Origin of the sequence: Paraburkholderia eburnea (genome assembly GCF_002917095.1) — a bacterium.
GTDB lineage: Bacteria > Pseudomonadota > Gammaproteobacteria > Burkholderiales > Burkholderiaceae > Paraburkholderia > Paraburkholderia eburnea.
The window spans coordinates 264,941-277,557 of sequence record NZ_PQGA01000005.1; the positions used below are offsets into that span (position 1 = coordinate 264,941).

Here is a 12,617-nt window from a genome sequence, read left to right on the forward strand (position 1 = left end):
CCAAATTCGACAAAAAATACATTAAAAATAACTGGACGAAAATCAATACGATTGCACAAATTACTGGAAAGCCCCACCCACCTTCGTCCCCAGGATCGCCCATGCCGCGCCCCATTTCCGTCCGCATCCATCCCGAAGCCGTCCGCCATAACCTCCAGCTCGCCGCGCGCAGCGCCGTGGGCGCGCGCGTCTGGGCCGTCGTCAAGGCCAACGCCTACGGCCACGGCATCGAGCGCATCTTCCCGGCGCTCGCGGACGCGGACGGCATCGCCCTGCTCGACCTGGACGAAGCCGTGCGTGTGCGCGAACTCGGCTGGAGCAAGCCGATCCTGCTGCTGGAAGGCGTGTTCGATGCCGCCGACGTCGCCACCGCCGTCGCGCATCGCCTGACCGTCGCCGTGCATTGCGACGAGCAACTGGCGCTACTCGCAGCGGCGCAAACGACGCGGCCCATCGACATCCAGTTGAAGATGAACTCGGGGATGAATCGCCTTGGTTACATGCCCGACGCGTATCGCGCGGCCTGGGAGCGCGCCCGCGCGATTCCGGCGATCGGCGCGATCGGTCTCATGACCCATTTCGCCAACGCCGACGACGGCGCAATCGACTGGCAGCTCGACCGCTTCGACGCCGCGACGGCGGACATCCCCGGCGAGCGCTCGCTCTCGAATTCGGCGGCAGTGCTCTGGCATCCGCGCGCGCACCGCGACTGGGTGCGGCCCGGCACGATCCTGTACGGCGCATCGCCCACGGGCGCGGCGCGCCATATCGAAGGCATCGGCCTGCGCGCGGCGATGACGCTGTCGAGCCGCATCATCGGCGTGCAGACGCTCGCGCCGCAGGACACCATCGGCTATGGCCGCACCTATGCGGTCGAGCAGCCGATGCGTATCGGCGTGGTGGCGTGCGGCTACGCGGACGGCTACCCGCGCCATGCACCGACCGGCACGCCGATCGCCGTCGATGGCGTGCGCACCCGCGTGGTGGGCCGCGTGTCGATGGACATGCTCACGGTCGACCTCACGCCATGCCCGAACGCCGGCATCGGCTCGCACGTCGAGCTGTGGGGCGAAACCGTGAAGGTGGACGAAGTGGCCGAGCCGTCGGGCACGATCGGCTATGAGCTGATGTGCGCCGTCGCGCGGCGCGTGCCGGTGGAGGTCGATGGCCACGCCGCCGTGCGGCGCGAGTCCGAGGAAGAGGTGGCGGCGTAAGCGCCGTGCATCATTCGGGCAGCGCCACGCCCATTTCCGCCAGCACCTCCCTCGCGGCGCGAAACGCCTCGCCGGCGGCGGGCGCGCCCGCGTAGATCGCGCTATGGAGCAGCACCTCGCGAATCTCGACCACGCTCGCGCCGTTATTGATCGCGCCGCGTATGTGGCCCTTGAGTTCGGTGCTGCGCCCGAGCGCCGCCAGCATTGAGCAGGTGCAAAGGCTGCGCGTCTTCAGATCGAGTCCTTCGCGCAGCCACGTGCTGCCCCACGCGTGCTCGTTGAGCCATTCCTGCAACGGGCGCGTGAAGCCGTCCATCGAGCCCATCGCGCGCTCGACGAAGGCTGCGCCCATGACTTCGGTGCGGCGGGCCTTGCCGGCTTCGGCTGAAGTTTGGGCTTTCGACGCTTTGACTTTGCCGGCCTTCGCGGCTTTTTTCTTCGAATCCTTCGCATTGCTCATGGTCGGCTCGCTTCCTGATGGTTAGCTGCCACAGGATGCTAACGCGCCAGAATGACCGGATCACGCCGAATAAAGCCCTTCCGGCCCATTGCGCAGCGTGCGGGCGAGCACTTCCAGCGCCTCGCGCAAGGCTTCATGCGAACGCGCGCCGCCCAGGCTCAAGCGCACCGCATGCGGCGCGGACCCGCGCCCAATCACGAAGCTGTCCGCCGTCTTCGCGAGCACCCCCGCCTGCCGTAACGCCGCCGCGAATTCGGCGGCGCGCCACGGTTCGGCCAGCGGCAGCCAAAGATGCGGACTCGCGGGATCGGTGCGATAAGTCCATCCCGACAGCACGTCGGCGGCAATCGCCTGGCGCACATCCACGCAGGCGCGCTGCTGCGCGACCAGCCGGTCGATCTCGCCGCCCACGATCCAGCGCGCCGCGATCTCCGCGCTCAAGGGCGAGGTCATCCAGCAGTCGCTGCGGATCACCGCGAGAATCTTGCCCACCCAATCCTGCGGCGCCTGCACGTAACCCACGCGCAGGCCCGGCGCGAGCGCCTTCGACAGGCTGCTGATGACGATGCCGTGCTCGGGCAGGCGCGCCGTCAGCGGCGTGGGCGGCGGCGTGGACCCGGCTGCGAGCAGCGCGGCGGGCACGAGGTCCTCGATCACCACGAGGTTGTGGCGCACGGCGATTTCGGCGATGGCCGCGCGGCGCGCTTCGGAGAGCGTCGCCGTGGTCGGGTTGTGCAGCGTCGGCACGCAGAAGAGCGCACGCGGCGCGAGCAGCGCGCACGCGCGTTCGAGGGCGGCGGGCACGATACCCTCCTCGTCGATTTCGATGCCCACCAGGTTCAGCCGCAGTTGCCGCGCGAGCGCGACGATGCCGGGATAGCTCAGCGCCTCGGCGAAGATCGTGTCGCCGGGGCGCAGCACCGCGCGCAACACGCACGCAAGCCCGTGCTGCGCACCCTGCGTCACGAGCACGCGTTCGGCGGCCGCCGTGCAGCCCATGCGCGCGAGCCAGCGCGCGCCGGCTTCGCGATGCGAGCGGCGGCCGCCCTCGGGCTGATAGAGCAGCAGTTCGCCAGCGAGGCGCTCGTCGGCAGCCAGTTCGCGCAGCGTCTGCGTGAGCAGCAGCGCTTCGTCGGTCGGCATCGGCACGTTCTGGCCGAGATCGACCGGGCGGCCCGGCGCGGGCGGCGCGGCGGTGTTTCCCATCGACGAGGAACGGGCGGGATGGGCGGGATTGCCGCCTACGCCCGGCTCGGGCGCCTGACGCGTGCGCGCGGGCAGGCGCGCGCCGTCCGCATCGGGTTCGGCAACATAGGTGCCGTCGCCCACACGCGCCACCACCATGCCGCAGCGCTCCAGTTCCGTATAGGCGCGGCTGACCGTGCCGGTCGTCACAGTGAGCTTTTTCGCCAGCAGCCGGTGCGCGGGCAGCTTCTCGCCGGGCAGCATCTGGCCCCCGTTGATCGCCTGCGCGTAGGCGTAGGCGATCGCACGGTATTTGGGTTCGCCGCGTGGCAGCGCGGGCAGCGTGGGCATCCAGCCGTTCATGGGTGTTTTCCCGGAGGTCGAAGCGCGCCGCGCCCCGGCGCGACCGCTGGGTCATTATCGCGCCCAATTCGCGGAATTGAAGGCTGTCATTTACTTCAATTGACTTCATTGAGTGCCACCAATTGACCCTCTAGGATGCCGTAACGCCTGCACAGGCCAAGGAGACAATCGCCGCTCAGCGCCGCCTTCGGCGCGCAACGGGCGGCGCCATACGCGCCATGACAAATCGCATCGCCCGCATCACGATCAGCCAGCATCGCCTGCCGCTCGATCCACCGTTTCCGGCGTCATGGGACAGCCGCCCGCGCCGCGCTTTCCCGGCGACCATCGTGCGTGTGGAGGACTCCGAAGGACGCGTGGGCATCGGCTCCGGCGACCCGATGTACGGCTTCGACGACTATCGCGATCTTTTCATCGGCGCCGATCCCCTCGATCTCGCACGCCACTCGGCGGTGCTCGACAACCTTAGCTTCCACGCGGGCCGGCTGTGGCCGCTCGACGTCGCGCTCTGGGATCTGGCCGGCAAGATTCTCGGCCAGCCGTGCTGGCAGATGGCCGGTGGCCGCGCGCGGCGGGTGCGTGCATATGCGTCGTCGGGCGTGCATCGTCCGCTCGACGGCATGGCGCACTGGGCCGAGCACGCGGTCGCGCGCGGCTTTGCAGCGCTGAAGGTGCGCTTTGGCCGCGCGAGTCTCGCCGACGATATCGCGGCGCTAGCCACCGTGCGCGAGGCCGCGGGCGACGCCATCGAGATCATGGTCGACTGCAATCAAGGCTGGCGCATGCCATGGGATACCCAGGCGCCGTGGCGCACCGAGGACGCGCTCGCCGTGATCCGCAAGATCGAGCGCTATCGCCCTTACTGGGTGGAAGAGCCGCTGCATCGCGGCGACTACGCGGGGCACGCAAGGCTGCGTCAGTTGACCGACGTGCGGATCGCGGGTGGCGAGATGACGCGCGAGGCGCACGAATTCGCGGCGCTGCTCGCGCACGACTGCCTCGATGTCTACCAGCCCGATGTGGTTTGCTCGCTCGGCATGGAGGGCGCGCGCCGCCTCGCTGCACAGATCGAGACCAACGGGAAGATCTTCACGCCGCATACGTGGGGCAATGGCATCGGTCTCGCCGCGAATCTGCATGTGGTGGCGGGCGCGGGCAACGCACCCTTCGTCGAATTCCCTTACGACCCGCCCGAATGGACGCCCGCGCGACGCGACTTCCCACTCACGCGCGCCATCGAACCGGACGCGCAGGGCTGGATCGCGCTAGGCGACGCGCCGGGCCTAGGCATCGAGCTGGACGAAGCCGTGCTGGCCGCCACGCGCGCGAGCGACAGCCGTTACGACTGAAGCAGAAGCCCCGCCCAGCACCCGATTACACCGGACCGCCGCCCGCATCAACGGGCAAGCGGTCCGCTCCGGCAGCGCCAGAACAAGCGAACGACCGGACAAAACCTGAAGCATTCCAAAACATTCCAAATAGACGGAGACACGTAATGAAAAAGACAAGCAGACCGATTTTTGCCGCGCTTTTTTCCACCTTCCGGGCCGCCTGCGTCGCCGCGCCGCTCGCGATTGCGGCACTGCCCGCGCACGCGGCAGGCAACTGGTGCAGCCAGGACAAGCCGGTGCACTTCGCGGGCGTGACCTGGGAAAGCGGCAACTTCACGAGTGAAGTGCTGCGCTACATCGTCAAGAACGGTTACGGCTGCCAGACCGACACGGTACCGGGCAGCACCGCCGCCACCGAAACGGCGCTCTCGCGCAACGACCTGCAGGTGTGGTCGGAACAATGGACGGGCCGCTCGGAAATCATCGCGGGCGCGGTGAAGGCCGGTTCGGTGAAGCTCGTCGGCGACACGCTGCCGGGCGGCACGAAGGAAGGCTGGTACGTGCCCGACTACGTGATCCACGGCGACCCGAAACGCGGCATCAAGGCGAGCGCGCCGGACCTGCAATCCGTGAACGATCTGCCGAAGTACAAGACGCTCTTCACCGACGACGAGGAACCGGATCGCGGCCGCTTCCTGAACTGCCCGTCGGGCTGGGACTGCGAGCGCGTGAACACGCGCCTGCTGAAACTGCTCAAGCTCGACGACAGCTATACGAACTTCCGTCCGGGCACGGGCGCGGCGCTCGATGCGGCGATTTCGTCGGCGTATGCGCGCGGCAAGCCGATCCTCACTTACTACTGGGAACCGGCCGCATTGATGGCGAAGTACAAGTTCGTGCAACTGAAGATGCCGCCGTTCAACGAAGCCTGCTGGAAGACGCTGCGCGAAGAAAACAGCTCGCAGCAGTGCGCGTCTTCGTATCTGGTCTCGCAGCTGAAGATCGGCGTGTCCACGCCTTTTTATCAGGCCGAGCCGGACGTGATGGCGTTCTTCTCGAAGGTGAGCTTCCCGATCGACTTTCTGAACACGACGATTCTCGACATGACCGAGCATAAGGTCGATGCGCAGTCCGAAGCGCTCAAGTTCCTCAAGACGCACCCGGAAATGTGGAAGGCGTGGGTCCCCGCCGATGTCGCGGCGAAGGTGCAGAAGTCGCTTGGCGCGTGATGGTTTAGCCCCGATTTGATTCGTATTACCAGGTAAATATTCAACCAGAAATGGACGCCGCAGCGAGCGGCGTCCAGACAAGGAGACTCGGAGTGAAGAAGAAACTTCTCGCGGCGCTGCCGCTCGCACTCGCAGCAGCCGGCGCCCACGCACAAAGCAGCGTCACGCTGTACGGCATCATCGATCTGGGCGTGGACTACGCCAATAACGTCGTCAACGGCGCGAACGGCAATCTCGTGCCGGGCAGCGGCGGCCGTCTGGTGCAGATGCAAAGCGGCGTGCCGGCGGGCAGCCGTTGGGGCGTGCGCGGCTCGGAAGATCTGGGCGGCGGCTATTCGGCCATCTTCCGCCTGGAAAGCGGTTTCAACGCGGCCACGGGCGCGGAGGGCGGCGGCCTGGCTTTCTCGCGTAACGCCTATGTCGGCCTGAAATCGGAACAGTACGGCCAGATCACACTGGGCAAGCAATGGGACGCCACGGTCGATCTGATCGAACCGTATTCGCTCAACGGCAACTACGGCGGCTGGTATTTCTCGCACCCGAACGACATGGATAACCTCGACAACGGGTTCCCGGTCAACAATGCCGTCAAGTACATCAGCCCCGTGATCGCGGGCTTCCAGTTCGAAGGCCACTACTCGTTCGGCGGCCAGGCGGGCCAGTTCTCGAACGATGCTTCGTACAGCGCGGCGGCGGCCTACACGCTGGGTTCGTTTAGCGCGGGCGTGGGTTATCTGCGCATCAACGATCCGATCTCGGCCGTGGCCGGTTATGGCAGCGGCGGTGGGTTCGTGAACGCCATCTACGGCAACGCGCTGGCGAATGCACGCTATCAGGGCATTCTCTCGGCAGGGGCATCGTACGTGCTGGGCAGCCTCAAGGTGATGGCCAATTACTCGAACGTGGACTTCTCCTCGGGTAACGGCAGCCACGACCTGCACTTCCAGAATTACGAACTGTCGGGCACCTACGCGATCACGCCGGCCTTCTCGGTGGGCGCTGGCTATACGTTCACGATGGGCCAGGATCACGCCACCGACGCCGATCCGAAGTACCATCAGGTCAACCTGATCGCCCAGTACGCGGTGTCGAAGCGCACGTCGGTGTACGCGATGGGTTCGTACCAGCACGCGGCAGGCGGAGCGGAAAACGCGCAGATCGCGGGCTTCAACCCGTCGAGCACGCAGAACCAGGTCGTCAGCCGCGTGGGCATCACCCACTCGTTCTGACGTTCGCGGTTAGTTCGAAAACGCCGGCGCAAGCCGGCGTTTTCCATTGCCGCCCCCTTTCTTTCCCTTAGTGATCCGTATCGTTTCGCATCAAGAGGTTTCAGTATGCGTCGCCTTCCCTCCCTTTCCGCCCTGCGCTCGTTCGAAGAAGCCAGCCGGACCCTCAGCTTCACCAAGGCGGCGCAGAACCTGCACGTCACGCAGGGCGCCATCAGCCGCCAGATCCGCCTGCTCGAGGACTACCTGGGAACGCCGCTTTTCATGCGGCATCATCATCGGCTTGAAATCACCGCTGCGGGCAAGCGCCTGCTGCCGACGCTACAGGCCGCGTTCGACAGCATCGCGCATACGCTCGATACGATTCGCGCCGATCCGTCCAACAGTCTGTTGAGCCTGAACGCCGCGCCCACGCTCGCGACGCGCTGGCTCACACCGCGCCTGCGCGATTTTCAGACGCGCCATCCCGATCTGCGCATTTCCATCACGAACGAATATGGACCGCTGCACGGCAGCGAGCGCAACGAGGATTGCCAGATCCGCTTCGGCATGGAGCCGCTGCCGGGCGGACAAAGTACGCTGCTGATGCGCGAGCGCCATGTGCTGGTGGGATCGGCGCGCGAGTTCTCCAATGCGCCCGGTAGCGCCGAAGCCTTGCGCGAGATTCTCGCACAGCATCCGTGGCTCTATATCCTCGATATCGACCGGCGTTTGCTCGTGTGGGAAGCGTGGCTGGAAGCCGCGGCGCTCGACGTGGAAATGGCGCCGCGCGGCGAGCTGGAATTCAGCACGCTCGATCAGGTGATTCATGCGGCGGTGGCAGGTCTTGGCATCGCGGTCGCCGATCGCCACATGATCGAGCAGGAACTGGCGAACGGCACGCTGGTGCAGTTGAGCGAGGTTGAGGTGGACGGCCCCTCGGCGTATTGGCTCGACGTGCGGCCCGAGGTGCAGGAAACGGTGCGGGTGCGCAATTTCAGTAGCTGGCTGATCGAGCATCATGCGGTGAAGGCTTAATGCTCGCGCGGGCAGACGATCGACCTGCATCGGAACCACAACGCGACGAAGAGGCAAGCCGTCCCGGGCGCTCCGGAAAATAAAAAAACCGCCACGCTCTCACGTGACGGCTTACGCCCAGACCAGGCAAAGCGCGGCCAGGCCGCGCCAATAGCGTAGAGAACGCTCACATCACCCCAAACCACCCATCATCATGTACTTCGTTTCGAGGTACTCATCAAGTCCGTACTTCGATCCTTCGCGGCCGAGGCCCGACTCCTTCACGCCGCCGAACGGTGCCACCTCGGTCGAAATGATCCCCTCATTGACGCCGACCATGCCGCTTTCCAGCGCGCCCGCGACCCGCCACACACGGCCGATATCGCGCGAGTAAAAATACGCGGACAGCCCGAAATCGGTATCGTTCGCGGCCTGGATCGCTTCTTCCTCGGTATCGAAACGGAAGATCGCCGCCACCGGCCCGAAGGTTTCTTCATGGGCGAGCATCATGCCGCCGTGCGCGCCCGTGATGATGGTCGGTTCGTAGAACGTGCCGCCCAGCGCGTGCGCCTTGCCGCCGCACACGATCTCGCCGCCCTTCTCGCGCGCATCGCTCACGTGCGCTTGCACCTTGCGCAGTGCAGCGGCGTTGATGAGCGGCCCCTGCGTCGCACCCGCTTCCATGCCGTTCGCCACACGCAGCGCACGCACCGCCGCCGTCAACTTCTCGACGAAGGCGTCATGCACGCCGGCCTGCACGTAGAAGCGGTTCACGCACACGCAGGTCTGCCCCGTGTTGCGGAACTTGGACGCCATTGCGCCTTCCACGGCCGCATCCAGATCGGCGTCGTCGAACACGATGAACGGCGCGTTGCCGCCCAGTTCGAGCGAGACTTTCTTGACGCTGTCCGCGGCGGCGCGCATGAGCAGCTTGCCCACGCGCGTCGATCCCGTGAACGAGATCTTGCGTACTGCCTTCGACGCCATCAGCGTGTCGCCGATCGCCGGGGCGTCGCCCGTCACCACGTTGAACACGCCGCGCGGAATGCCCGCTTCCTCGGCCAGCACCGCCAGCGCGAATGCGCTCAGCGGCGTTTCCTCGGACGGCTTGAGCACCATCGTGCAACCCGCCGCCAGCGCGGGCCCGGCCTTGCGCGTGACCATCGCGAGCGGGAAATTCCATGGCGTGATCGCACCGACCACGCCCACGGCCTCCTTCGTCACGACGATGCGTGCGCCTTTCTTGGGCGCGGGAATCACATCGCCATAGGCGCGCCGCGCTTCTTCCGCGAACCATGTGAGAAAGCTCGCCGCGTAGGCCACTTCGCCCAGCGCTTCCGCGTAGGGCTTGCCCTGCTCCGCCACCATGATGCGCGCGAGGTCTTCGCGATGCGCGAGCATCAGTTCGCCCCAGCGGCGCACCTTCGCGCCGCGCTCGGCCGCCGTGGCGTCGCGCCATGCGGGGAAGGCCTGCGATGCGGCCGCCACGGCCTGCAGCGTTTCGCGCGCGCCGGCGCGCGCCACCTGGGCGAGCGCCGTGCCGCGTGCCGGATCGATCACCGTGAACGTCGTGTCGCTGGCGACCCATTCGCCGTCGATAAAACTCGACGTGCGCAGCAGGCGCGCTTCCTTGAGACCGTCGATCATGCTGCGATCTCCAGGCGGCGCGGCGCGCGCGGCACGCGCGGAATGCGCGCCGACACATAGTCGTTGATCACATCGCACGGCGTGTAATTGCGATCGAGCTCATAGAGTTCGTCGGCGTCGAGCTTCGTGTCGAGCGCAGCCAGCGCGCTGTCGAATTGCGCGACGGTATCCGCACCCACCAGCATCGACGTAATGCCCGGACGATTGAGCACCCATGCCTGGGCGATCTGCGCGCACGACACGCCGCGCGCTTGAGCGACTTCGGCCACCGAAATCGCCACGTCGCGCGAAACCTGATCGTCGTACATCTGCGTGGTGAAAAAGTCGGTCTGGTTGCGCACCGATTTCGCGTCGCCCGAAAGCAGGCCGCGCGCAAGCGGGCTGAACACCGACACGCCCACGCCCTGGTCCTGGCAGAACGGCACCATCTCGCGCTCTTCCTCGCGATACGCGCAATTCAGTTGCAACTGCATGTTGATCGGCCGTGCGAAGTTATAGCGCTCGCAGGCCTGCAGAATCTTCGCAAACTGCCACGTGAACATCGTCGATACGCCGATATAGCGTGCCTTGCCCGAGCGCACGATATCGTTGAGCGCGTCCATGGTTTCTTCGACCGGCGTATTCACGTCGAAGTAATGCAGCATGTAGACATCGACGTAATCGGTCTGCAGACGGCGCAGCGAACCGTCGATGCCGTCCATGATGTGCTTGCGCGAATGGCCCTGATTGTTCACGCCGCCGCCGATCGGATAGCCCACCTTGGTCGTCAGCACGAGTTCGTCGCGCTTCGCGATGCGCTTGACGATGCGGCCCACGACTTCCTCGCCCACACCCGTCGAATAGAAGTCCGCGAGGTCGATGAAGTTCACGCCCGCTTCGAGCGCGTGACGCACGATCGGCTCGCTTTGCTCTTCGTTATAGATCCACGGCTTCCAGTCGGGCGTGCCCATGTTCATCGTGCCGAGGCACAGGCGCGACACTTTCAGGCCCGAGCGGCCGAGTTGCACGTATTGCATCGTAGTCACCTGATAGAGGAGTCGCGGCTCAGGCCGCGCGGGCCTTGGGCGTGTAGAACGGATTGCTGATCTGATCCTTGATCTTCGCGATATCGTCGAGCAACGGCAGCCCGTTCATCGCCGCGCGGATCGCGGTCTTGCACGCGACGTAGTTGTTCTCATAGACGGCGTCGAGGTCGTCGCACGACCAGTTCACCCAGTTCGCCGTGACGATGCACCATTCGTTTTCCGCTTCCGGCGGCAGCGTGCCGTCGAGCATCGCTTCCGTGACCGCCTTCGCGATGGCCGCCTGCGACGCGCCCCACGTGGCGTTGCCGTGCAGATCGCCGCGAATATCGGCCTTGTTCACGTAGAGCGTGGCGGGCTTGACCGGCACGTTGGGCTGGGCGACCACCATGAACGGCACGTGGCCTTGCGAGGGCGAGGAAAGGCTGTTCGTGAACGCCTGCCCCACCGGGCCGTTGCGCGGGCCGATCATGATGTTGATGTGGGCAGCGTTTACGCCTGGTCCAGCAAAACCCTCGCCGATATAGACTTCCAAGGCTTTCATTTTGACTCTGTCTCCTATGGTGCCGGTGTTTGATTGGTGCGCCGCAGCGTGCTGCTTTGTCGATGCAGGCTGCGCGTCGAAACGAATTCCAGCACACGCCACGCAAGGCAAAAAGCTATGAAATCTCATGGGGGCATGACGCCGGATCATCGGCATGAGATCAGGTAATGCCTCGATGACTTTTCGTGGCTTTCGCAACCCAAAATGCTGCCGTTAGACTCTGTTCGCGCCAAATCAGAAAACCCGCTCCACGCAGCGGGAAACACGGCGACCCCGACACGATGAAAGCGAACGGAGGAGACATGAAACGAATTACCCAGGCAGGCGTACGCCTTGCCGCCGCGCTGGCGCTCACCTGCGCCGCCACGAGCAGCTTTGCAGCGGGCAACGCCGCGCCCGGCTGGTGCCAGGCCGGCAAGACCGTGAAGCTTGCCCAGATCACCTGGGAAAGCGGCGCGCTCATGACCGAAATGGTGCGCACGGTGCTTGAAAAGGGCTACGGCTGCAAAACCGAAGTCGTGCCAGGCGCCACGGCCGCCACCGAAACCGCGCTTACCAATAACGACCTTCAGGTATGGGCCGAGCACTGGACGGGGCGCAGCCCCATCATCGCGCGCGGCCTGAAAGACGGTAACGTGAAGCTGATCGGCGAACTGATCCCCGGCGGCGACAAGGAAGGCTGGTACGTGCCGGACTACGTCATCAACGGCGATCCGAAACGCGGCATCAAGCCGCTCGCGCCGCAACTGCGCTCGATCGCGCAACTGCCGCAATACAAGGATCTTTTCAGCGACGACGAAGAGCCCGGCAAGGGCCGCTTCTACAACTGCCCGGCGGGCTGGGATTGCGAGCGCTTCAATAACCGTCTGCTGTCCGCCTACAAGCTCGGCGACGATTACACCAACTTCCGTCCGGGCACCGGCGGCGCGCTCGACGCGGCAATCGCCTCGGCTTACGAGCGCGGCAAGCCCATCCTCTTCTACTACTGGCAACCGGCCGGGCTGATGGCGAAATACCACTTCGTGCAGCTCGCGGGCGCGCCGTACTCGGACGCCTGCTGGAACACCATCGCCGATCCCAAGGGCACGCCGTGCGCCTCGGCGTTCAAGGTCTCGCATCTGAAGATTGCGGTCTCCACGCCGTTCTTCGACGCCGAACCCGCCGCCGTGTCGTTCTTCGAAAAGGTCAGCCTGCCGCTCCCGCTCGACGAACAACTGGTTCAGCAGATGCATGACAAGAAGCTCGACGCCTCCACGGTCGCGCACAGCTTCTTCGAGCAGCACCCCGAAATCTGGAAGCAATGGGTCACGCCGGATGTCGCGGCGCGCGTGCAAGCCGGCCTGAAGTCCTAACCCGCACTTACCGCACCTACCGCATCACCTGTCACACGCTGAATGAGG

General features: G+C 65.4%; 11 protein-coding genes. 6 read left to right on the top strand and 5 right to left on the bottom strand.

Annotated features, from left to right (window positions below):
- Positions 1 to 101 precede the first annotated feature (101 nt).
- Positions 102 to 1,214 (top strand): alanine racemase, encoded by a 1,113-nt coding sequence (gene alr / locus B0G62_RS13260; protein WP_103704635.1) that lies wholly within the window; start codon positions 102 to 104, stop codon positions 1,212 to 1,214.
- Positions 1,215 to 1,224: 10 nt separating this feature from the next.
- Here alr and B0G62_RS13265 read toward each other — a convergent pair whose 3' ends face one another.
- Both B0G62_RS13265 and B0G62_RS13270 read right to left on the bottom strand, forming a co-directional pair.
- Positions 1,225 to 1,566, bottom strand: a complete 342-nt coding sequence (locus B0G62_RS13265; protein ID WP_244193230.1) for a carboxymuconolactone decarboxylase family protein — start codon at positions 1,564 to 1,566, stop codon at positions 1,225 to 1,227.
- Between the two features lie 168 nt (positions 1,567 to 1,734).
- Positions 1,735 to 3,222: an aminotransferase-like domain-containing protein gene (locus B0G62_RS13270; protein WP_103704637.1), complete on the bottom strand. Its 1,488-nt coding sequence runs from the start codon at positions 3,220 to 3,222 to the stop codon at positions 1,735 to 1,737.
- A gap of 218 nt (positions 3,223 to 3,440) precedes the next feature.
- Here B0G62_RS13270 and B0G62_RS13275 point away from each other — a divergent pair, with 218 nt between their 5' ends.
- The 4 genes from B0G62_RS13275 to B0G62_RS13290 all read left to right on the top strand — a co-directional run bounded on the left by B0G62_RS13275 (position 3,441) and on the right by B0G62_RS13290 (position 8,025).
- A complete protein-coding gene (locus B0G62_RS13275) occupies positions 3,441 to 4,571 on the top strand; it encodes a mandelate racemase/muconate lactonizing enzyme family protein (RefSeq protein ID WP_103704638.1) in 1,131 nt (376 codons plus the stop codon).
- A gap of 146 nt (positions 4,572 to 4,717) precedes the next feature.
- The gene (locus B0G62_RS13280; protein ID WP_103704639.1) at positions 4,718 to 5,782 is read left to right on the top strand and encodes an ABC transporter substrate-binding protein; all 1,065 of its coding nucleotides are present in this window, start codon (positions 4,718 to 4,720) and stop codon (positions 5,780 to 5,782) included.
- Between the two features lie 92 nt (positions 5,783 to 5,874).
- Positions 5,875 to 7,011, top strand: a complete 1,137-nt coding sequence (locus tag B0G62_RS13285; RefSeq protein WP_407671158.1) for a porin — start codon at positions 5,875 to 5,877, stop codon at positions 7,009 to 7,011.
- A gap of 105 nt (positions 7,012 to 7,116) precedes the next feature.
- The gene (locus B0G62_RS13290) at positions 7,117 to 8,025 is read left to right on the top strand and encodes a LysR substrate-binding domain-containing protein (RefSeq protein WP_103704641.1); all 909 of its coding nucleotides are present in this window, start codon (positions 7,117 to 7,119) and stop codon (positions 8,023 to 8,025) included.
- Between the two features lie 171 nt (positions 8,026 to 8,196).
- Here the strand turns inward: B0G62_RS13290 and B0G62_RS13295 are convergent, their stop codons facing one another.
- Genes B0G62_RS13295 through fae form a run of 3 tightly spaced genes read right to left on the bottom strand, consistent with a single transcriptional unit; the run spans position 8,197 to position 11,217 of the window.
- Complete coding sequence (locus B0G62_RS13295) at positions 8,197 to 9,651, bottom strand: NAD-dependent succinate-semialdehyde dehydrogenase (RefSeq protein ID WP_103704642.1); 1,455 nt, start codon at positions 9,649 to 9,651, stop codon at positions 8,197 to 8,199.
- The gene (locus tag B0G62_RS13300; protein WP_103704643.1) at positions 9,648 to 10,667 is read right to left on the bottom strand and encodes an aldo/keto reductase; all 1,020 of its coding nucleotides are present in this window, start codon (positions 10,665 to 10,667) and stop codon (positions 9,648 to 9,650) included. The genes B0G62_RS13295 and B0G62_RS13300 overlap by 4 nt, the downstream gene beginning before the upstream one ends.
- Positions 10,668 to 10,695: 28 nt before the next feature.
- On the bottom strand, positions 10,696 to 11,217 hold the full coding sequence (gene fae, locus B0G62_RS13305; protein WP_103704644.1) for a formaldehyde-activating enzyme: 522 nt from the start codon (positions 11,215 to 11,217) through the stop codon (positions 10,696 to 10,698).
- 302 nt (positions 11,218 to 11,519) lie between these two features.
- Between fae and B0G62_RS13310 the strand changes: the two genes are divergently transcribed.
- Positions 11,520 to 12,569: an ABC transporter substrate-binding protein gene (locus tag B0G62_RS13310; RefSeq protein ID WP_103704645.1), complete on the top strand. Its 1,050-nt coding sequence runs from the start codon at positions 11,520 to 11,522 to the stop codon at positions 12,567 to 12,569.
- Positions 12,570 to 12,617: the final 48 nt, after the last annotated feature.